Raw genomic sequence first — 21,090 nt, forward strand, 5'->3', positions numbered from 1 at the left:
GTTCTAATCTAACTGATAGTCATGGTATTGTCTTGAGTTTTCGTTTAGGTGATGGTTTTAGCAGGCCTGATTAAGGCGTTTTGTTTTCTGATTTATAGTGTTTAAGATCAGGTTAAAATTGCTGTATTTTTATTATTCATTGAATTAAAAATTGTTGATACCCCTCATAAAGCTTCACTAGAAATAGTGGAGTTTTTTGTTTTAATTATATCTTGCGTTAGTATAATAAAGGCAATATGTATAAAATTCATATAGTAGATACTAATGGCGATCTAAATACTTTAGATTTTGAACCGAATACAAATCAAAATTTAATGGTATTTATAACCGATGTTTTAGCTGAAGATATTGGTGACTGTAAAGGGCGTGCGTGGTGTGGAACTTGCATGGTACAGCAGTTGGGAGGTGGATTTTTAACTGATAAAATTATTAGTGATGAGTATGAAATACTAAGTCGGTTTCCAGAAATGGCAAATATACGTTTAGCTTGCCAAATTTTTTTAAGTGCAGATCTGCATAACACCACATGGAAAGTTTTAGACTCTAGACAATTTATGTAGTCTCTTATTTTTAATCCACTTTATAAAAATAAAAAAGCCTAAAACATATGTTTTAGGCTTTTTCTGTGACCGGGCTGGGGCTCGAACCCAGGACCCTCTCCTTAAAAGGGAGATGCTCTACCAACTGAGCTACCAGGTCATTATTCCAAGCTAACAATTACGTGTTAGCGGGTGCAAATATAATATGTTTATTCAAAAAAACAATACTTTTTTTGAATAAATTTTTGTTTTTTTGCAAGAGAATAACCTATGTTTTTAGAAATCAAATTATAACGAGAAAATGATTATTGTACTAATAGGATATATGGCTTCTGGGAAGACGTCCATTGGAAAAAGATTAGCAGCTAAACTGAATTATACCTTTATAGATTTAGATGATCTTATTGAAGAAAGAGAAAATGCATCTGTAAAAGAGGTTTTTAAAAATAAGGGCGAAGTTTACTTTAGAAAAAAAGAAACAGAGTACCTTAAAGAGGTTTTAGGCATGTCTGGAAATATTATCCTTTCAGTAGGTGGCGGAGCACCTTGCTATAGCAATAATATGCAGGATATATTAGAAGCTGAAAACGCCAAAAGTATTTACCTAAAAGCAACTATTCCAACTTTAGCCGAAAAATTAATGCGCAAAAAAGCGAAACGTCCATTAATTGCTCATATTGAAACCAAAGAAGCAATGGCTGAATTTATTGGGAAACACTTATTCGAGCGTTCACCATATTACAGTCAAGCTGAAATTAAAGTATCCATAGATAACAGAACAAAAGATGAGGTCGTTGAAGATGTACTTTTAGAGTTATTCTAAAACAGCTTCAAAATTTTTACCTTCTAAAGTCACATGAACATGTTCTTTTAGGGAAGTTGATAAAGAGATACCCTTAAAATCTGCTTTTACAGGGTATTTTTTATGATTTCTATTTACGAGTACAGCAGTTTTAAATTGCTTTAATGGTACGTTTAAAAAGTGTTTTACACCATAAATCAAGGTTGTTCCAGAATTTAAAACATCATCAACTAATACTAAAGATTTATTTTTGTATTCTTCAGGTTTTAATGACGTGGTAATCTCTAACCAAGGGTGCTTTTTGTCCATAGAAACTTTACAAAGTACTGGCGAGATATCAGATATTTTTTGAAGCGCTAGTTTGAGCTTCTTAGCAAAAATATAGCCGTTGGTTCCAATGCCAGCCAAAATAACCTCGTTTTCATCCACATTGCTTTCATAAATTTGAAAAGCAATACGTCTAATTTTATGATTGATTTCGCTATGATTAAGGATTACATTATTCTTAACTGTCATACATTGTAAATTTAAAGGATAAAATTACTCATTTTTATTTAAGATTCTGTCTCCTCAATAAAATTTTCATCGGTATAATCGTCTATATCACGACGGTCTTTTTTAGTAGGTCTGCCAGTACCTTTTTTTCTGTAGTAATCTTTCGAGTACTTTAAAAGCTCCTGCGCTTCAAACTGCTCCTTAGGTGTAATATCGGTGCGGTAGAGGTCAACTATTTTAGCACCAACACGATTTGGAGGAATGTCATTAACTTTTAATTTATAGTTAATTTGATTTTTTCTTAATTCAACAGTATCTAAAGGGTAAACATCGCGACTTGGTTTTACAATTTCTTGGTTGATGCGCACCTGTCCTTTTTTGCAGGCCGTTGTAGCCAATGTTCTGGTTTTATAATATCTAACACACCATAAATACTTGTCTATTCGCATATAATTAATACTAAAACAACGTTAATCTTATTGTGCAAGAATATATTTATATCGTATCTTGCGGCTTCAAAAATAAGGAATATTGAACTTTATTTAGTATAAATCTGCTTACGATCTGTCAAGTTTGAATTTATATGTGTTTTTCTGTACTTTAATAAATGATTTTGAGAATGAAATTAATAAAATTAAGCTTGTTTGTGTTAGGTTTAGCAACCTGTTTTTTATCTTGTAAAAAGGATGATGATGATGATACTGTAACGGTAGAAATTAGAGACAGAACCGAACAACAAGCTGTAGATAAAGCATTACTACTTGATTATTTAGAAACACATTACTATAATGCCTCCGAATTTGATGGCTCTAACCCAGATCCTAAATCCCAAGATCTTGTAATTACTGCTCTTGAAGATGGCGATGTAGTGCCTACGGGGCATAGGTTATTAATTCAAGATACGATAACTAAGTATGTGAATTATGCAGATACCGATTACGAAATTTACTATTTAGATTTAAATAAAAACGTAAATCCTAATTCTTCGTCTCCACATTTCTCTGATAATGTTGTTACAAATTACACAGGATTTACTCTAGATAATGATATTTTTGATAGGTCTATTAATGGCTCATTTAATACAGATTTATTAAACCTAGTTACAGCTTGGGGAAAGGTGATTCCTGAATTTCATACGGCTGAAAGTTTTAACGAAAATGCTGACGGAACATCAAATTACGTAAATCATGGGGTTGGAGTTATGTTTGTGCCTTCAGGATTGGGATATTTCTCTGTAGGTAGTACAAGTATACCGGCTTATACTTGTATTGCTTTTGCTTTTGATTTGTTACAAATGTATGAGAATGATCATGATAGCGATGGCGTGGCTTCTTATTTGGAAGATATTAACGAAGATGAAGATTTTACTTATAATTCTGACACCGATGTTTTTGATGGTGATGATACAGACGGTGATGGTATTTTAGATTTTGTTGATACTGACGATGACGGCGATGGAGTCTTAACTATATATGAAGATATCGATGGCGATGGCGATCCAACAAACGATATTGGTAAAAATGGAATTCCTAAATATTTAGATCCAGAAGAAACAGAAGCTAATTATGATGTGGATACTTCATTATAAGGATAGTATAAACATGAAAAACCTCGCTTGGCGAGGTTTTTTTATGTTTATAATTTAAAAAGAAAGGTTTATAGTAGTAAAGATAAACTTAATATCAGTTGGTTAGAACGGGTGTCTAATCGCCCTTCTGTACCTCCAGGGAAATTGGAATTTATAATAGAAGCTTCATTTTTTGTAAAAGCACGTTCATATCTTAAATCAATACCAATTCTTTTCAAGTTAAAGCCTAAGCCAATATTTAGTCCAACAGTATAGTCTTTTTCCAATTCATTAATTGAAAGCGATTCAAAATCAGAATCTATAATGTATTGAAATGAAGGACCTGCAAATAGACTAAGCGGACCAAATATATCGATTCCAGCAAGCATGGTTCCGTCTATTTTTTGCATTTTAAATGCATTCTCATCATAATCTGTTTTTGTATTTGTATAAACTAGTTCAGGCTTAAGAAATATAAAACCTCCTGTTTTTCCAAAAACACCGATGTGAAAACCAGCATTAGCTGTTGGGTCTTTATAAGCGTTTTCAGCCGCATCAAAATAATCACCATTGGCATTGTAATTTAATCCACCTTTAACTCCCCAACCAGCATCTGCCTGAGCTAGAGATAGACTTGGGATTATAGCTATTAATAAAACAGAGAGTAATTTCTTTCGCACCCTTTCTTTCTTTAAACCTTTTTTTACTATTAATTTTAAGTTTGTCATATTCTATGTTTTTAGTTCAAATATAAAATCATTAACGCTGTTGGAACTGTATTATTTTCCTTTTAATACGATCGTTTTCATATTTCAGTTAATTATCTTTGCGCTCTTAATGATGGCATTCATTAGTTAAGTGAACATTTTTCTTAGTATTCATGTTCAAAAAAATAATAGAAATAAGATGAAGTTTGAAATAAACGCACAAGACCCACAGAGTAAGGCTAGGGCAGGGAAATTAACCACGGATCATGGTGTTATTGAAACCCCTATTTTTATGCCAGTTGGTACAGTTGGAACCGTTAAAGGCGTGCATCAACGTGAGTTAAAAGACGAAATTAACCCAGATATTATTTTGGGAAATACCTATCATTTATACTTGCGCCCGCAAACGCATATTATAGAAAAAGCTGGCGGACTCCATAAATTCATGAATTGGGATCGTAATATTTTAACAGATTCAGGGGGGTATCAAGTATATTCACTTTCAGCAAATAGAAAAATTAAAGAGGAAGGGGTTAAGTTTAAATCCCATATCGATGGAAGTTACCACACGTTTACACCAGAAAATGTAATGGAAATTCAGCGAAGTATTGGAGCTGATATTATTATGGCTTTTGATGAATGTACACCTTACCCATGTGATTATAATTACGCGAAGCGTTCAATGCACATGACCCACCGTTGGTTGGATAGATGTATAAATCATTTAGAAAAAACACCTTTAAAGTACGATTATAATCAAGCATTTTTTCCAATTGTACAAGGGAGTACGTATACCGATTTAAGAAAGCAATCGGCAGAATATATAGCCAATGCAGGCGCGGTAGGAAATGCTATTGGTGGTTTATCGGTTGGAGAGCCAGCAGAAGAAATGTATGCCATGACCGATGTGGTTTGTTCTATTTTACCTGAAGATAAACCCAGATATTTAATGGGCGTAGGTACACCAATCAATATTTTAGAAAATATTGCTTTAGGTGTAGATATGTTCGATTGTGTAATGCCAACAAGAAATGCCCGAAACGGGATGTTATTCACCGCACACGGTTCAATAAATATTAAAAACTTAAAATGGGCAGACGATTTTTCGCCTATAGATGAAATGGGAATAACTTTTGTAGATACCGAGTACACAAAGGCCTATTTACGTCATTTGTTTACAGTAAACGAGCTGTTAGGGAAACAAATTGCTACCATTCACAACCTAGGATTTTATTTATGGTTGGTTCGCGAAGCTAGAAAACATATATTAGCAGGAGATTTTAGAATATGGAAAGACAAAATGGTAAAACAAATGGCTAATCGTTTATAAGTAGCATGAAGATTTTAGATTGGTACATACTAAAACGTTATTTGTTTACATTTTTCATGATGTTGCTGCTCTTTATTCCCATTGGGATAACAGTGCATTTAGCAGAAAAAATTGGTAAAATTATAGATAACAAAGTGCCTATGAACGAGGTTTTAGTGTATCTTTTAGATTTTACCATTTATTTTGCACACTTATTATTTCCTTTATTTTTATTCTTATCGGTTATTTGGTTTACTTCAAAGTTGGCTAATAATACTGAAATTATCGCTTTTTTAAGTTCAGGAGTATCTTTTTATAGGTTTTTAAGGCCGTATATGATTGGTGCTTTTATCGTATCTATATTAGCGATAATTCTAGGGTTGTTTTTAGCACCTAAAGCTAGTGAAGGCTTTAATGATTTTAGTTATAAATATTTTAAGAAGGGAAGGGGTGTTGTTGAAAACACCAATGTTTATAGGCAAATTAATGACAATGAAATTATTTACGTTAGTAATTTTGATGTTAAAAACAGCATAGGTAATAACTTCACTTTAGAGCATTTTAAAGATAATAAACTAGAGTATAAAATTAGCGCTACTAGTATTCGTTACCTTGAAAAAGACACCATATATCAATTAACCAACTATGTAAAGCGTACTGTTGGAGAAAGAGATGATGAATTAGAAATAGTTAAAAGGAAGGACACACTTTTTGATTTTGATGTAGATGATTTAATCCCGGTTATTTATGCTGCCGAAACTAAAATGTACGGCGATTTAAAAAACTTTATAGCTAAGGAAGAGTCTCGAGGCTCTAGTAATGTGGGACGTTTTAAATTGGTGCTTTATAGAAAATGGAGCTTACCAGTATCAGTTTTTATTTTAACTATTATCGCTGTTGCTGTATCTTCAATGAAACGACGCGGTGGTATGGGAGTCAATTTAGCGGTTGGTATTTGTATCGCTATGGTTTTCGTGTTTTTCGATAAGGTTTTCGGGGTGATGGCAGAACAATCGGATTTTCCACCAGTAGTGGCCGTGTGGTTCCCGAATGTTATTTTTGGTATTTTAGCAATATTTCTGATGTCTAATGCCAAACGTTAGACTTCAAAACCAGTTACATCTTCATTTATTAGTTCTTATTGCTGGTTTTACAGCTGTTATAGGTGAATTAATTTCTATCGATGCCATTGCTTTAGTGTGGCATCGTATGTTCATGGCCTCAATTTTAATGTTTATCTATATTAAGATTGTTAAGGTAAATCTCCAAATTACAATGAAATCGTTAACGCGTCTTGCTTTAGCAGGCATTGTTATAGCATTACATTGGATCACCTTTTTTGGAGCTATCAAGATATCTAATATCTCCATTACATTAGCGATGTTTTCAACCGGTGCTTTTTTTGCTTCATTTATAGAGCCTATTATTTATAAAAGGAAAGTGGTTTGGTATGAAATAGTCTTTGGAGGCATTGTGATAATAGGGGTATTTATTATTACCCAAAGTGAAATGAAATACCTAAGCGGAATTTTATTAGGTATCTTATCGGCTTTTTTATCATCATTATTTGCTGTCCTTAATGGTAGCTTCTTAAAACAGCATAATGCCACGGTCATTTCATTTTATGAATTTTTAAGTGGTGTTCTCTTTATTAGTTTGTATATGCTTTTGTTTGGAAATGGTTTCTCTAAAGCGTTCTTTACATTAAGTTTATCCGATTTTAAGTATTTGTTCATTCTTGCCTCAGTTTGTACAGCATACGCATTTATAGCCTCCGTACATGTTATGAAAATTATAAGTCCGTATACGGTTGTGTTAACCTACAATTTAGAGCCTGTTTATGGTATTGCTTTAGCTGTGATTTTGTTTCCTGAAAAAGAAAAAATGAGTGCTAATTTTTATATTGGAGCCCTTGTTATTATTGGAGTTATTCTTGTAAATGCCATTTTAAAAGGGAGAAGAAAATTAAAAAGAAAGCGAACTTAACATCATAACATAATTAAAGTTTTTATATTTGCAGACTAACCTTTATTTAAAAAGTAATAACTAAATTCCTATGGAATATTTAGAATTTGAACTTCCGATAAAAGAACTTGAAGAGCAATTGCAAAAATGTGCAATCATTGGTCAAGAAAGTGATGTTGATGTTTCTGAGACCTGCTCTCAGATTGAAAAGAAGTTAAAAGATACTCAAAAAGAATTATATAAAAACCTGACGCCTTGGCAACGTGTGCAATTATCACGTCACCCAGACAGACCATATACCTTAGATTATATTAAAGCAATTTGTGGGACTTCTTTTTTAGAACTTCACGGTGATAGAAGCTTTAAAGACGATAAGGCGATGATTGGTGGTTTAGGTAAAATTGGAGACCAAAGCTTTATGTTTATTGGTCAGCAGAAAGGATTTAATACTAAAACAAGACAATATAGAAACTTCGGAATGGCAAATCCAGAAGGTTACAGAAAAGCGTTACGCTTGATGAAATCTGCTGAAAAATTTGGTATTCCTGTTGTGACTTTTTTAGATACACCAGGAGCTTACCCAGGTTTAGAAGCTGAAGAGCGCGGACAAGGAGAAGCGATTGCAAGAAATATTTTAGAAATGACACGCCTAAAAGTCCCTATTATCACTGTTGTAATTGGTGAAGGTGCTTCAGGAGGCGCTTTAGGTATTGGTGTAGGAGATAAAGTGTTCATGTTAGAAAACACATGGTACTCTGTGATCTCACCAGAATCTTGTTCTTCAATATTATGGCGTAGCTGGGAGTACAAAGAACAAGCTGCAGAATCTTTAAAACTTACAGCTTCAGATATGAAAAAATTGAAGTTGGTAGATGGTATTATTAAAGAACCACTTGGTGGCGCACATAGAAATCGTGAAAAAACATTTGAAACTGTAAGCGATACTATTTTAAAATCTTTTGAAGAGCTTAAAAAGTTATCACCAGCAGATTTGGTTTCAGAGCGTATGGATAAATATGCTAATATGGGGGTCTTTAAAGGCTAACCCTATTAAAACCAAAACGAATTAAAATCTGAAGTAATGCCAACTTCAGATTTTTTGTGCTTATTAACAAAATAATTTATTTATTAACAGCTGATTGTTAACGAGTAGTGAACAATCCTAAGCGTTAAAATTCATCAAAACACTTTCTTTTTAGTTACTTTCGCAGTCATGAAACAACCAAATCAAATATCTTCTTATAAAGTAGACAAAAGTACACTTATTAGCCTTGAAAAAGGCAAGATCCCCCCTCAAGCAATTGATTTAGAAGAAGTTGTATTGGGTGCTATGATGATTGATAAAAAAGGAGTAGATGAAGTTATTGATATTTTAAGCCAGGATGCTTTCTATAAAGAGTCTCATCAATACATCTTTGAAGCTATTTTTCAACTGTTTGAAAACAGTGAACCAGTCGACTTATTAACCGTTTCTACACAATTAAAAAAGAACGCGAGGTTAGAGGCAGCTGGAGGAGATTTTTACCTTATCGGATTAACAAATAAGGTGTCTTCATCGGCACATATTGAGTTTCATGCCCGTATTATTTTACAGAAATTTATTCAACGTAGTTTAATTAAAATTTCTAGTGAAATTATTGAAGAAGCCTACGATGAAACTAAAGATGTTTTCGATTTATTAGATACTGCCGAGTCTAAACTATATGAAGTTACCCAAGGTAATATTAAAAAATCCAGTGAAACAGCTCTGGATTTAGTAATTCAGGCGAAAAAGAAAATTGAAGAAATTTCTAATAAAGAAGGGCTTAGTGGTATTCCAACGGGCTTTCATAAGCTTGATAAATTAACCTCAGGTTGGCAGCCTTCCGATTTAATTATTATCGCAGCTCGTCCTGGTATGGGTAAAACGGCACTAACCTTATCCATGGCAAGAAATATTGCCGTAGATCAAAATATACCAGTGGCCTTTTTCTCGTTAGAGATGGCCTCTGTACAGTTAATTACACGTTTAATTTCTAGTGAAACGGGTTTGTCTTCGGAAAAATTACGTACTGGTAAATTAGAAAAACATGAGTGGGAACAACTAAACGTTAAAGTAAAAGGTTTAGAAAACGCACCTCTGTTTATTGATGATACGCCTTCACTTTCCATTTTCGATTTAAGAGCAAAAGCACGTCGTTTGGCTTCTCAGCACGGTATTAAAATGATCATGATTGATTATTTACAATTAATGACAGGTGGCTCTAACCATGGTGGAAACCGTGAACAGGAAATCTCGATGATTTCCAGAAACCTTAAAGCTTTAGCAAAGGAACTTATGGTTCCTGTAATTGCCTTATCTCAGCTGTCGCGTGCGGTTGAAACACGTGGGGGAAGTAAAAGACCTTTACTTTCCGATTTACGTGAATCTGGAGCGATTGAACAGGATGCCGATATTGTATCCTTCATCTACAGACCAGAATATTATAAAATTGACGAGTGGGATGATGAGGAACGTACACCAACCGAAGGGCAAGGTGAGTTTATCGTAGCGAAACACCGTAATGGTGGTTTAGAAAATATTCGTTTAAAATTCTTAGGACACTTAGGTAAGTTTGATAATTTAGATGAATACGATTCGCCGTTTGGAGATAATGAATTTCATTCTAAAATGAATGCCGCAGCAAACGATAACACCTTCCAATCTGATAATTTTAAAGCCAGTCCAGATCAAGCTTTTGGTAGCTCTTTCAACGACGACGACGATAATGAAGTGCCGTTTTAACGCTTAATATTTTATTAAAAGGTTTATTCAGCTATAATTTTTAAGTATCTTTCAGGTTATAACCGTATGAGTTTTGCCTTTTCGAAATTGAATGGCTTTGAAACTTCATCAACCTTAATTCTCAATTGAAAAAATTAATATTTACGTTACTCTTTATATTTCTAGGGCTTAATACCTATGCCTCATACATCCTGATTCCTATGGATGCTGAGAGTCAAAAAAACCACTTAAAAGCTTACGGAATTACTTATTGGACACTTAACAGAGACTTAAAAGTGAAGTGGCTGTTAAACTATAGAGGTGGTTCTTTTTTGCTACCCGATACCGAAGACATTCAAAGAGAGTGTCAAATTCGAGGGGTTTCTTTCGAAATTATTTCCAATGCTAAAACAGAAAGTATTCTTGAAAACATAAGCAGTCCGAGTGAAAACATGGAAGCTGTTGTTTTAGAAAAAGCACCTAAAATTGCGGTTTACACGCCTAAAGGAAAATTACCTTGGGATGATGCCGTAACCATGGTACTACAATATGCTGAAATTCCTTATGAAACCGTTTATGATGAGGAAGTTTTAAACGATGGTTTACTGGTTTTCGATTGGTTACACTTACATCACGAAGATTTTACCGGGCAATACGGAAAGTTTTACGCGCAATATCGGGCAACTTCATGGTATATTGATGAGAAAAAGGAGGCTGAAAATTTAGCAGAAAAATTGGGTTATCATAAAGTGTCGGAAGAAAAATTAGCCGTGTCTCTAAAAATTAGAGATTACGTTATTGGAGGTGGATTCATGTTCGCCATGTGTAGTGCAACTGATAGTTTTGATATTGCCCTCTCTGCTGAAGGTGTAGATATTTGTGAACCTATGTTTGATGGCGACGGTAGTGAATCAAATTATCAGAATAAGATTGATTATAATAAAACCTTTGCGTTTACAGATTTTCTGATAGAACGCAGTCCTATTGTTTATGAGTTTTCTTCCATTGATATGACTAGAAAACGCATGATTCCTAAAACAGCCGATTATTTTTCACTTATGGATTTTTCAGCAAAATGGGATCCTATTCCAACCATGTTATGTCAGAATCATACAGCTTTAGTAAAAGGGTTTATGGGGCAAACAACGGCTTTTACACGTGAAGAAATAAAATCGAATGTATTAGTTCTAGGTGAAACAAAATCAAACGGTGAAGCAAAGTACATTCACGGAATAAAAGGAAAAGGCTTTTTTACTTTTTATGGCGGTCATGACCCTGAAGATTATCAGCATCGGGTAGGGGATGCTAAAACGGAATTAGATTTGCATCCAACCTCTCCAGGTTACCGTTTAATTTTGAATAATGTTTTGTTTCCTGCTGCCAGAAAGAAAAAACAAAAAACATAGATATTCCAATTTTTTGCAGTGTTTACTACATGTCCATCTAAGGCTTAATTTTATAATGAACTAAAAGCATGTTTTTTATTAGTTCTCTTTTTTTTTGCGGCTATGCCAGAAGTAATGATAAAGTCTACCATTCAAATAAGATGTGTATACATGATTTAGAAAAATAATAGGTCTATGTACAGAATTCGATTATGAATGGCACCATGCGGTATCAAAAGTTTCATGACGATGTTTTTCGTGTTCATTTAAAAAAAAGTAACAAACTAAACACTGGTTTTCTAGCATAACTCTTGTTACCTTTTAGCATAAGGATTAACTTCAATATAATAGGATTTTAAGCAGTTTTCTCCGCTTTATTTTTTGCGCTTATCAAAACGCATAAAATGTCTTATTGGACTACCGTTTTGGCTTATTGGTCTACTCAATTCATTTTATACCGAGTACTTTTGCGCTTGTATAATTAGAATATATATAACCCCAAAAAACCTTACGTATGAAGAAAATTTTACTTTTTATGGTAGCCTTATCTGCTACTAGTACCCTATTAGCACAAGACATTGTGTTTAACGGTATCAATTATGAAATTACTAACCCCGACAACCTGACTGTTACGGTAACAGGACCTAATGAAACTTTTACTGGCGTTGCCAATATACCAGATACGGTTGAAGACGAAGAAACAAACACTGTATATACAGTAAAAGCTATAGGTGAAGATGCATTCCGTGAAAATCAAGAATTAACAGCAATTTCTATTAGTAATTTAGTAACAAGTATTGGGAGTTCGGCTTTCGTGGGCTGTACTAATTTAAAAACAGTAAACATACCAAATTCGCTTAAAAGTATTAATAAATCTACGTTTAGCGATTGTACGAGTTTGGAATCCATAAGCATTCCAGATTCAGTAACAGATATAGGATGGTATGCCTTTTACAATACGGGTTTAACAAGTGTTACCATTCCAAATTCAGTAACAACAATAGGGAATTACGCTTTTGAGGGAACAGCCTTAAAATCTGTAATTATTCCAAATTCTGTTAGTATTATTTTGTTTGGTACATTTAAAGACTGTGTAAACTTAACTTCTGTAACTATTCCAAACTCGGTAACAGACATTTATGATGAAGCTTTCAAAGGTTGTACTAACTTAGAAGCTATAAGCATCCCAAATTCAATAATAAAAATAAACAAAGGTGTTTTTCAGGGAACTGGTTTAACGTCTGTATTTATTCCAAACACTGTAAACAATATTGACGATTATGCTTTTAGTAACTGTTCAAACTTGTTGTCCATAACACTTGAGACAGCATCACCATTAACTATTAATGCCAAAATTTTTGAAGGTGTTAATGTACAAGACGTGGATCTAAATGTTCCTGCGGGTAGTGTATCTACTTATGAAAACGCCGCTGTTTGGGGTGATTTTAATATCGTGCAATCGCCAATAGAAACCAATCAAACATTTTGTGAAGCAACAACAGTGCTAAGTTTATGGCCTGCGCCTAGTGCAACCCTTAAGTGGTATGATGCTGCCATAGGAGGAAATCTTTTAAATGAAGATGATTTTTTAGTTTCTGGCTCTTATTTTGCATCGGTTCAAGATCCTAACGAAGTAGGAGGTAGAACTGAAGTGTTAGTAAGCGTAAATCCACTTCCAGAGTTACCTGTAGTATCAGGAACAGAAACTGCTGGTTTTTATGTAAGCAGTGATGATTGTATGGATTACAATGGTTTATACGCATTGGAGGGCGTTTTAAATGAAAAAAATAGTTACAGCTATACTCAAGAAGATGGTTATACCTATAAAATTAGTTTTAATGGCGAGAAATGGGTGTTGTATGATGATGGTTATTTAATATATCCTAATTTTGAAAATACAACAGTAACAAGTGATATGGTTCCACCAGTATCAGGATGGACTTCAGAATATTGCGTAGACGATTTAAACCTTTCGGCTTCAACATTTATGAAACAAGCATTTTGTCAAGGCAGTTTGGTTTCAGATATTCTTGTAACAGCTAATACAGATGTAAATTGGTATAATTCGGCAACAAGCACTTCTGTGTTGGATGTTAATACAGAACTTTTAAAGGGTACCTATTACGTGGCTACTGTTAATCCAACTGGTTGTGAGAGTGCACGTGTTTCAATTCAAGTGTCGGTTATTTCTGCACCAAATAGTCCCATTTTAGAAAACCCAGCTTTAGAATCTAGTATTTATGTAGATGGATCAAATGAACTTGATTTTGGTAATTTTGATTATGATGGGATGCAAAATGGAAAGAATAAATATATATATGCACCTGAAAATGAGGATGAACTTGAATTTGATGCTGATTTAAAACTTGAATTTTTTGTTGATCAAGAGGTTAGTAGATGGCAATTGTCAATAGAGTTTCCAAGCGAAGGACCAGGTGGACCCGGTGAACCAGCTTCTAATACTATGGTTATTTATTATAATGACACAGATACAGAGGGTGTTTTTCCACCAATATCGGGTTGGGTAGGCAATCCAGAATTAGAGGTTAACGGTACTCTAGACCTAAGGTTTAAAGAGGCTGAAATTACATATACTCAAAATAATACGGCAGAAGCACTCTCTGCAACTTCAAGCGGTACAGGTTTATTGTGGTATACCGAAGAAGATGGGACAGGTAGCACAGAAGCCCCAACACCAAGTACAGTTAGTGTAGGTTCTACATCGTACTGGGTAAGTAGCACTAACGATCTTGGGTGTGAAAGTACACGTAGTGAAATAGTTGTGACGGTAGAAGCTTCTTTAAACATTGAAGATAGTAGTGTGTTAAACAACACAAGTATCTACCCAAACCCAACTCATGATTATGTGTCAATTAACTTACCAAAAGTAGAAACCTCAAAGATTACTATTTATGATTTAAATGGGCGTTTATTATTAAATAGAATCCAAACCGATAAAACAATTGAAGTAGATTTAAGTCGCTACGAAACAGGTGTTTATATCGTAAAAATTCAAGTAAATCAAAATGAAATCACTAAAAGGATTTTAAAACAATAATAGGTTAGTACACTAATCTGCGTTTAAAAGCAGCGATTTCCTTAATCGGAGATCGCTGTTTTTTTTTGATTCATATATTATGAAAATTAGAGTCAGCATTATAAATTTGGGAATAGAATTTTTATAGATTATTTTTGGTTTTGTAGACATTTATTTTACTCAATAAATTTAGGAGTACTTTTAAATCTAAAATACTAATATGATTTTTGTCCAAAAAGAAATAAAATTAAAACCATATTCTAGAGGGTTCCATTTAATTACAGAGTATATTTTAAAGGCAATTCCTGAAATAAAGGATATAAAAATTGGCCAGTTGCAAGTTTTTATAAAACATACTTCAGCCAGTTTAACCATTAACGAAAACGCCGATTTTACGGTTAGGCAAGATTTTGAAAGTCATTTTAATAAAATGATTCCTGAAAATGCGCCTTATTACAAACACACTTACGAAGGATCTGATGACATGCCTGCACATATTAAAGCATCCTTATTAGGAGCTTCTGTTCAAATTCCTATCACAAACGGACGATTAAATTTGGGTATATGGCAAGGGATTTATTTGTGTGAACATCGTGATTATGGTGGGGCTCGCAGCCTTGTTGTTACAGCTTTTGGGAATTAATGAATTTATAGATTGAAGCCTAAATTGGTTGCTAGTTTTTTGTTTTTGGAAGTTACTTGTTTTCTCAGTATAACTCTATGTAACTTATTTTGTTTCTCGCGAAGACACAAAGACGCAAAGATGTAGAACGCAAAAAAATCTGTGTAAATCAGTGAAATCTGTGTCTAGAATAATTGGTTGCTGGTTTTTAATTAATAGTTTTTTGATGCTTATTCGTATGCTAATTTTTTACATAAAATCTTGAGTATTAAGCTATTGATTTTCTAAGTGAAACTCGGCGTAATAGCTTCTGGAAAATCTGTGAAAATCAGTGAAATCTATGTCTGGAATAACTGGTTGTTGGTTTTTAGTTAATTTTACTAGTATAGTGTAAGTTGTTTCTTTTCTCAGTGCAACTCTGTGTAACAGTACCAACTATCAATAAAGTAGAAAACTGCGTTAAGGATTGTAGCGGTTAGCTTTTGGCGAGGCGTGCATCGAGCCAAAACTAGTAGCGGAAAGCCTGACCCTTGGGGTAACGCCCAAAGTACCCACAAAAAAAAATCCGATTCTTGCGAACCGGATTTTTTATTAAGCGAATAATATGTTTTACAATAGGCAAAAAGCCTTATTTTACTTTTTCAATTACAGCTTTGAAAGCCTCTGGGTTATTCATAGCTAAATCGGCTAAAACCTTACGGTTTAATTCGATATCATTAGCTTTTAATTGGCCCATGAATTGAGAATAAGATAAACCATGTTCTCTGGCTGCTGCGTTAATACGCGTAATCCATAAGGCACGGAATGTTCTCTTTTTGTTTCTACGGTCTCTATACGAGTATTGCATCGCTTTGTCAACCGCGTTTTTTGCTACTGTCCAAACGTTTTTACGACGTCCGAAGTAACCTTTTGCTTGTTTTAGAACCTTTTTTCTTCTGGCTCTTTTTGCTACAGAGTTTACTGATCTTGGCATAATTTTAATGTGTTTTGTAGTAGGCGGCTAAATTGCTTACAGGTTTTTAGTCTACTTCTAGATTTTAAAACTTTAAACTTTTAACTCTTTTTTACTGGCCTAACTCCAGGGTTTATAAATTGTTTTAACCGATTAAAACCGATGTGTTTATTTTAAACGCATCATGGTTTTAATGTTATCCTCATCTGCTTTGTGTACCAAACCATCATGAGTTAACTTTAGCTTACGCTTTTTAGATTTCTTTGTTAAGATGTGACTCTTAAAAGCGTGCTTTCTTTTAATCTTTCCAGTACCCGTTATTTTAAAACGTTTCTTAGCACTAGATTTTGTTTTCATTTTAGGCATTTTCTTCTTCCTAGTTTATAATTATTTCGCTTAATTATTTTCACGCTGAATATGTGTTCAGCTTTTTGTTCTACTTTAACTAATGCTTATTACTTTTTTGGAGCAATAAACATCGTCATACGCTTACCTTCTAATCGAGGCATTTGCTCTACTTTTCCAAATTCTTCAAGATCGGTTGCTAATTTTAATAATAAAATTTGACCTTGTTCTTTGAAAATAATAGAACGTCCTTTAAAGAATACGAATGCTTTTAATTTTGCACCCTCTTTTAAGAACTTCTCTGCGTGTTTCTTTTTAAACTCGTAGTCATGATCATCGGTTTGTGGACCAAAACGAATTTCTTTAATGATAACTTTCGTCGCTTTAGATTTTAAAGCTTTATCACGTTTCTTTTGTTCGTAAAGAAACTTTTTATAGTCCATAACCTTACAAACCGGTGGGTCTGCATTAGGAGATATTTCTACAAGATCTAACTCTTGCTCATTCGCTATTCTTAAAGCATCACCTTTGGTGTAAATACCTATCTCTACGTTATCGCCTACTAGACGTAACTTTTGAGCAGTAATTTTAGAGTTAATTTTATGCTTGTCTTCTTGCGAAACCCTTCTTGGTTGCTGTCTTCTTCTAATTGCTATGGCCTTATGATTTTAAATTAAACTTATTATTTTCTAAAACGATTTCAACGTTTTTTTAATGTCTTCTTTTATTATTTCAGAGAAAGCTTCAACAGATATCATTCCTAGATCTGCGCCACCGTGCTGACGTACAGTGATTTTCCCTTCTTGTTCTTCTTGCTCGCCGATAATGATCATATAAGGATGCTTTTGCATTTCGGCTTCCCTGATTTTCTTCCCTATAGTTTCATTTCTATGGTCTACAAGGGCGCGAATTTCGTCATTTTCTAGCAAATTTAAAACTTTTTGTGAGTATTTTTCATATTTCTCGCTAATTGATAGGATAATTACCTGTGTTGGCATTAACCAAAGCGGGAAATTACCCCCTGTATGTTCTAGCAATAGTGCTACAAAACGCTCCATACTTCCAAAAGGAGCACGGTGAATCATGACTGGTCTATGAGATTCGTTATCGCTACCTTTATATGTTAAATCAAAACGTTCTGGTAAATTGTAATCTACTTGAATCGTTCCTAATTGCCAACGTCTTCCTAAAGCATCTTTCACCATGAAATCTAACTTCGGACCGTAAAAAGCGGCTTCTCCAGTTTCAATAACAAAATCTAAACCTTTATCGGTCGCGGCATTAATAATCGCTTGTTCTGCTTTTTCCCAGTTTTCAACATCACCAATATATTTGTCTGGATTTTCAGGATCTCTTACAGATACTTGTGCTGTAAAGTTTTCAAATCCTAAAGAACCAAATACATAAAGAACTAAATCGATAACATCTTTAAATTCTTTATCCAATTGTTCTGGCATACAGAATAAGTGGGCGTCATCTTGAGTAAATCCGCGAACACGAGTTAAGCCGTGTAGCTCACCACTTTGTTCGTATCTATATACAGTACCAAATTCAGCATAACGCTTTGGCAAATCTTTATAACTCCATTGTGCACTGTTGTAAATTTCACAGTGGTGCGGGCAGTTCATTGGTTTTAATAAAAACTCTTCATCTTCTTTAGGTGTTAAAATAGGTTGGAAACTATCTTCTCCATATTTAGCATAATGCCCAGAAGTTTCATAAAGTTCTTTTTGTCCAATATGTGGTGTTACCACCATTTCGTAGCCTGCTTTTTTCTGAGCAGCTTTTAAGAAATTCTCTAAACGTTCGCGTAAAGCAGCACCTTTTGGTAACCATAATGGTAAACCTTGTCCAACGCGTTTAGAAAAAGTGAAAAGTTCTAACTCTTTACCAAGTTTTCTGTGGTCACGTTTTTTTGCTTCTTCAAGCATTTCTAAATATTCGGTAAGCTCTTTTTGCTTAGGGAATGAAATACCGTAAACACGTGTTAATTGTGGGTTCTTTTCATTTCCTCTCCAGTAAGCACCGGCAACACTTAATATTTTAACCGCTTTGATAATGCCTGTGTTTGGAATGTGCCCACCACGACATAAATCGGTAAACGTAGCGTGGTCACAAAATGTAATGGTACCATCTTCTAAGTTTTCGATTAATTCTGTTTTAAAAGGATTTTCTTTATAAAGGTCTAAAGCTTCAGCTTTACTTGCCGAACGCATTTTAAATTCATGCTTTCCTCTTGCGATTTCAAGCATTTTAGTTTCAATGGCTTTAAAATCTTTTTCAGAAACAGTGTGGTCTCCAAAATCAACATCATAGTAAAAGCCATTTTCAATAGCCGGACCAATAGTAAGTTTGGCGCCTTTGTACAATTCCTCGATAGCTTGAGCTAAAACGTGAGCAGAACTATGCCAAAAAGCGGTTTTGCCTTCGTCTTCTCTCCAGGTGTATAAAATCAAAGCACCGTCGGTGGTTAATGGGGTAACGGTTTCAATAGTTGTACCATTAAAATTTGCCGAAATCACGTTTCTAGCAAATCCTTCACTAATGCTTTTAGCAACATCCATAGGTGTAACGCCTTCATCAAACGTTTTCACACTGCCATCAGGTAATGTAATATGTATCATAAAATATTTTAAAATCAGGCTGCAAAGATAATGGTATAAATAGAGAGACACAATATCCTTTGAATATATTTAAGTTAAGTATCATATTAGGTGTTTTTTTAGAGTAAAGGTTTATTGTATTCTGTCATATTTAGATCTGTATTATTTCCAAATAAAGCATTGTTATCAAATATTTGTGTGTTAAAAATGACACAATAAATAAGATACTATTCATTGCTATATGTTATTGTTTTTTCTTCTGAAGGTATAACAATACTTACTGTGTCTTCAAGGAATTTAATATCAGCTTTTTTGTTGACTGTAACATTTTCATGTAGGTCGAAGTCATATTCAGTAGGAAGTACACTTTTATAGGTGATTTGATTGTTGTTGGTTGTTTTTTCTAAAACAGTCCATTCAATTGGAGCAGCGTTATTAGAAGGAATAACTACAATCTTTAATCCATCTGTTTTTTTTAAAACATAAACAATACCATCGTTAGATGCTTTACCGAAGCCATTAGTTTCTTTTTCTAAAGCCGTATTAAACTTAAAAGAATTAATAACATCTCCTTCCGGGGTATATCCTAAATAGGCGGCATCTTGTTTAGCCTTATTCATTGTGCTAATTTCGGTTACTGTTTTTTTAATTTGGTCTTCAGATACCGTTTTACCTTTAGGAGTGTATATCGTATTCATTGAAAAATCTGTGCCTTTATTTAATACTAGAATGTCGTCTTTAAAATAAATAATTTTGAAAGCCATTGGAAACATATCATCGGAATCTGGTACTTTAATTTTAAAATGAAGTTCCTTTGATGTGGTATTGGCGGTCCAAGTTCCTTTGTATGGAGGGTAGACTAATACGCCGTCGGGTTTTAATTGGAGTTCGGCCGAAAGACTTTTGTTTTTTGTGATTTCATTGTCATTAAGGAATTCCCCAACGTAAATCCAATTTTTTGCAAATTCCGGATTTAAATTTTCAGTGTTTTGGGATGATATTGAATTTGAAAAACAAAAATATATGGCTATAAATAATTTTGTGACTGTAATTGGAGTTAAAAATAGTTTCATGTTGACGTATGTTTTAGAGGTGTATATTAGATCTATGTGTTTAAATATCAAGTATTAAAGGTAATAGTATAAATGGAAAGATGCAATATGTAAATTAAAAAAAACAAGACGAGTTAACTTAGTTGTGTTTGATTAGGTTCAAATGAATCTCGATTTTTTTTAGATAAAAAACTATTTCTATAGATGGGAGTGATTTGTCTTTCGGAGGAAGTCTGTATTACTCCATATATAATGATAGTATTATAACGAGGTATAATCCTGGATGAATATTTCGATTATGGCGTACAACTTCTGAAGCTTTTCCGCTTTCATATAATACGATTAGCTAGAAAGGGGGGGGCGAAGGAGTAATGTCTATTACATATAATATGTGTACAATATATGTGTAGAAATAGATTCAATAATTTTTAAGGCGTTATTAAAAGGACTTCTTAAAACCTTAGAGTCACTGTGAGGTGCTAACTAGAGCAGCATCAAAACGGTCTTCGCGCGTCGAGAAGCATTTCATAATAAAAGTAATTAGCCTTTTGGCGGAATTGTTTTCAGTACATATAATATGTATACTATATAATAAGGGATAGGTTCAATCACTTTTAAAGTTTTTAGAAGATTTCGTGGGAAAAGCATACCTCCAACACAAAAACAAGCGTCGAATTAATCTGAAGCAGACATGTTTTGGCTATTGTTACCCCAGTGTAAAGTCTTTTTTGAGTGATGTAAAGGAAAATTTCAGGCCTTTTTGATCATATTTCCACAAAACCCAACCAAAACAGAACCATTCAAACCAGCATTTTCTAGCATAAAGCATGACTATTATAAAAGGATTAATAGAGTAGGGGGAATCAAAACCCCAAACCACGCAAACAATCCAAAACTTTTTCAAGGCATAAATAACACATTTACTGCAAGTTAAAACGAATCAAAAAAAATAATCAAAAAAAGGCAA

At 33.8% G+C, this 21,090-nt stretch carries 19 protein-coding genes and 1 tRNA gene; 11 read left to right on the forward strand and 9 right to left on the reverse strand.

The genetic code is table 11. The features are described from left to right. Positions 1-236 precede the first annotated feature (236 nt). Positions 237-560: a 2Fe-2S iron-sulfur cluster-binding protein gene (locus Q4566_RS16395; RefSeq protein WP_303423542.1), complete on the forward strand. Its 324-nt coding sequence runs from the start codon at positions 237-239 to the stop codon at positions 558-560. Between the two features lie 66 nt (positions 561-626). Here the strand turns inward: Q4566_RS16395 and Q4566_RS16400 are convergent. After that, positions 627-699, reverse strand: a tRNA-Lys gene (locus tag Q4566_RS16400). 141 nt (positions 700-840) lie between these two features. Here Q4566_RS16400 and Q4566_RS16405 point away from each other — a divergent pair. Then, the gene (locus Q4566_RS16405) at positions 841-1,362 is read left to right on the forward strand and encodes a shikimate kinase (protein ID WP_303423544.1); all 522 of its coding nucleotides are present in this window, start codon (positions 841-843) and stop codon (positions 1,360-1,362) included. Here the strand turns inward: Q4566_RS16405 and Q4566_RS16410 are convergent. Together Q4566_RS16410 and Q4566_RS16415 are read right to left on the reverse strand one after the other, a co-directional pair. Further along, positions 1,354-1,857, reverse strand: a complete 504-nt coding sequence (locus Q4566_RS16410; protein WP_303423546.1) for a phosphoribosyltransferase family protein — start codon at positions 1,855-1,857, stop codon at positions 1,354-1,356. The two genes, Q4566_RS16405 and Q4566_RS16410, sit on opposite strands and share 9 nt — an antisense overlap. A 38-nt stretch (positions 1,858-1,895) precedes the next feature. Continuing rightward, entirely contained in the window at positions 1,896-2,285 is a 390-nt protein-coding gene (locus tag Q4566_RS16415) for an RNA-binding S4 domain-containing protein (protein ID WP_303423548.1), read from the reverse strand. 170 nt (positions 2,286-2,455) lie between these two features. Between Q4566_RS16415 and Q4566_RS16420 the strand changes: the two genes are divergently transcribed. After that, entirely contained in the window at positions 2,456-3,424 is a 969-nt protein-coding gene (locus Q4566_RS16420; protein WP_303423550.1) for an FKBP-type peptidyl-prolyl cis-trans isomerase, read from the forward strand. Between the two features lie 68 nt (positions 3,425-3,492). Here Q4566_RS16420 and Q4566_RS16425 read toward each other — a convergent pair whose 3' ends face one another. Continuing rightward, positions 3,493-4,131, reverse strand: coding sequence for an outer membrane beta-barrel protein (locus Q4566_RS16425; RefSeq protein WP_303423552.1), 639 nt, complete (start codon positions 4,129-4,131; stop codon positions 3,493-3,495). 178 nt (positions 4,132-4,309) lie between these two features. Between Q4566_RS16425 and tgt the strand changes: the two genes are divergently transcribed. The 8 genes from tgt to Q4566_RS16465 all read left to right on the forward strand — a co-directional run bounded on the left by tgt (position 4,310) and on the right by Q4566_RS16465 (position 15,192). Beyond that, a complete protein-coding gene (tgt, locus tag Q4566_RS16430; RefSeq protein ID WP_303423554.1) occupies positions 4,310-5,440 on the forward strand; it encodes a tRNA guanosine(34) transglycosylase Tgt in 1,131 nt (376 codons plus the stop codon). Between the two features lie 5 nt (positions 5,441-5,445). After that, positions 5,446-6,522: an LptF/LptG family permease gene (locus Q4566_RS16435; protein WP_303423556.1), complete on the forward strand. Its 1,077-nt coding sequence runs from the start codon at positions 5,446-5,448 to the stop codon at positions 6,520-6,522. Then, on the forward strand, positions 6,509-7,405 hold the full coding sequence (locus tag Q4566_RS16440; RefSeq protein ID WP_303423558.1) for a DMT family transporter: 897 nt from the start codon (positions 6,509-6,511) through the stop codon (positions 7,403-7,405). Before Q4566_RS16435 ends, Q4566_RS16440 begins: the two co-directional genes overlap by 14 nt. 70 nt (positions 7,406-7,475) lie before the next feature. Continuing rightward, positions 7,476-8,429 carry an acetyl-CoA carboxylase carboxyltransferase subunit alpha gene (locus Q4566_RS16445; protein WP_303423560.1) on the forward strand — a complete coding sequence of 318 codons (954 nt, stop codon included), beginning with the start codon at positions 7,476-7,478 and terminating at the stop codon, positions 8,427-8,429. A gap of 168 nt (positions 8,430-8,597) precedes the next feature. Next, the gene (gene dnaB, locus Q4566_RS16450) at positions 8,598-10,148 is read left to right on the forward strand and encodes a replicative DNA helicase (RefSeq protein ID WP_303423562.1); all 1,551 of its coding nucleotides are present in this window, start codon (positions 8,598-8,600) and stop codon (positions 10,146-10,148) included. A gap of 200 nt (positions 10,149-10,348) precedes the next feature. Next, complete coding sequence (locus Q4566_RS16455) at positions 10,349-11,533, forward strand: asparagine synthetase B (protein WP_303423577.1); 1,185 nt, start codon at positions 10,349-10,351, stop codon at positions 11,531-11,533. A gap of 493 nt (positions 11,534-12,026) precedes the next feature. Further along, complete coding sequence (locus Q4566_RS16460; protein ID WP_303423564.1) at positions 12,027-14,570, forward strand: leucine-rich repeat protein; 2,544 nt, start codon at positions 12,027-12,029, stop codon at positions 14,568-14,570. A gap of 199 nt (positions 14,571-14,769) precedes the next feature. After that, positions 14,770-15,192 (forward strand): secondary thiamine-phosphate synthase enzyme YjbQ, encoded by a 423-nt coding sequence (locus tag Q4566_RS16465; RefSeq protein ID WP_303423566.1) that lies wholly within the window; start codon positions 14,770-14,772, stop codon positions 15,190-15,192. 607 nt (positions 15,193-15,799) lie between these two features. Here Q4566_RS16465 and rplT read toward each other — a convergent pair. The 5 genes from rplT to Q4566_RS16490 form a co-directional block, all read right to left on the reverse strand. Beyond that, the gene (gene rplT / locus Q4566_RS16470; protein WP_067150884.1) at positions 15,800-16,144 is read right to left on the reverse strand and encodes a 50S ribosomal protein L20; all 345 of its coding nucleotides are present in this window, start codon (positions 16,142-16,144) and stop codon (positions 15,800-15,802) included. A 147-nt stretch (positions 16,145-16,291) separates the two neighbouring features. Beyond that, positions 16,292-16,489, reverse strand: coding sequence for a 50S ribosomal protein L35 (gene rpmI, locus Q4566_RS16475; RefSeq protein WP_150936195.1), 198 nt, complete (start codon positions 16,487-16,489; stop codon positions 16,292-16,294). Positions 16,490-16,578: 89 nt separating this feature from the next. After that, the gene (infC, locus tag Q4566_RS16480; RefSeq protein WP_216068952.1) at positions 16,579-17,124 is read right to left on the reverse strand and encodes a translation initiation factor IF-3; all 546 of its coding nucleotides are present in this window, start codon (positions 17,122-17,124) and stop codon (positions 16,579-16,581) included. Between the two features lie 33 nt (positions 17,125-17,157). Then, complete coding sequence (thrS, locus tag Q4566_RS16485; RefSeq protein ID WP_303423574.1) at positions 17,158-19,092, reverse strand: threonine--tRNA ligase; 1,935 nt, start codon at positions 19,090-19,092, stop codon at positions 17,158-17,160. A 206-nt stretch (positions 19,093-19,298) separates the two neighbouring features. After that, a complete protein-coding gene (locus Q4566_RS16490; RefSeq protein WP_303423576.1) occupies positions 19,299-20,144 on the reverse strand; it encodes a hypothetical protein in 846 nt (281 codons plus the stop codon). Positions 20,145-21,090: the final 946 nt, after the last annotated feature.

Source organism: Tamlana sp. 2_MG-2023, from assembly GCF_030548465.1.
GTDB lineage: Bacteria > Bacteroidota > Bacteroidia > Flavobacteriales > Flavobacteriaceae > Pseudotamlana.

Excerpts from the sequence above, each read along its gene's own strand:
- Q4566_RS16395 (WP_303423542.1), top strand. The coding sequence starts at position 237 with ATGTATAAAATTCATATAGTAGATACTAATGGCGATCTAAATACTTTA.
- Q4566_RS16405 (WP_303423544.1), top strand. The coding sequence starts at position 841 with ATGATTATTGTACTAATAGGATATATGGCTTCTGGGAAGACGTCCATT.
- Q4566_RS16410 (WP_303423546.1), bottom strand. The coding sequence starts at position 1,857 with ATGACAGTTAAGAATAATGTAATCCTTAATCATAGCGAAATCAATCAT.
- Q4566_RS16415 (WP_303423548.1), bottom strand. The coding sequence starts at position 2,285 with ATGCGAATAGACAAGTATTTATGGTGTGTTAGATATTATAAAACCAGA.
- Q4566_RS16420 (WP_303423550.1), top strand. The coding sequence starts at position 2,456 with ATGAAATTAATAAAATTAAGCTTGTTTGTGTTAGGTTTAGCAACCTGT.
- Q4566_RS16425 (WP_303423552.1), bottom strand. The coding sequence starts at position 4,131 with ATGACAAACTTAAAATTAATAGTAAAAAAAGGTTTAAAGAAAGAAAGG.
- tgt (WP_303423554.1), top strand. The coding sequence starts at position 4,310 with ATGAAGTTTGAAATAAACGCACAAGACCCACAGAGTAAGGCTAGGGCA.
- Q4566_RS16435 (WP_303423556.1), top strand. The coding sequence starts at position 5,446 with ATGAAGATTTTAGATTGGTACATACTAAAACGTTATTTGTTTACATTT.
- Q4566_RS16440 (WP_303423558.1), top strand. The coding sequence starts at position 6,509 with ATGCCAAACGTTAGACTTCAAAACCAGTTACATCTTCATTTATTAGTT.
- Q4566_RS16445 (WP_303423560.1), top strand. The coding sequence starts at position 7,476 with ATGGAATATTTAGAATTTGAACTTCCGATAAAAGAACTTGAAGAGCAA.
- dnaB (WP_303423562.1), top strand. The coding sequence starts at position 8,598 with ATGAAACAACCAAATCAAATATCTTCTTATAAAGTAGACAAAAGTACA.
- Q4566_RS16455 (WP_303423577.1), top strand. The coding sequence starts at position 10,349 with ATGGATGCTGAGAGTCAAAAAAACCACTTAAAAGCTTACGGAATTACT.
- Q4566_RS16460 (WP_303423564.1), top strand. The coding sequence starts at position 12,027 with ATGAAGAAAATTTTACTTTTTATGGTAGCCTTATCTGCTACTAGTACC.
- Q4566_RS16465 (WP_303423566.1), top strand. The coding sequence starts at position 14,770 with ATGATTTTTGTCCAAAAAGAAATAAAATTAAAACCATATTCTAGAGGG.
- rplT (WP_067150884.1), bottom strand. The coding sequence starts at position 16,144 with ATGCCAAGATCAGTAAACTCTGTAGCAAAAAGAGCCAGAAGAAAAAAG.
- rpmI (WP_150936195.1), bottom strand. The coding sequence starts at position 16,489 with ATGCCTAAAATGAAAACAAAATCTAGTGCTAAGAAACGTTTTAAAATA.
- thrS (WP_303423574.1), bottom strand. The coding sequence starts at position 19,092 with ATGATACATATTACATTACCTGATGGCAGTGTGAAAACGTTTGATGAA.
- Q4566_RS16490 (WP_303423576.1), bottom strand. The coding sequence starts at position 20,144 with ATGAAACTATTTTTAACTCCAATTACAGTCACAAAATTATTTATAGCC.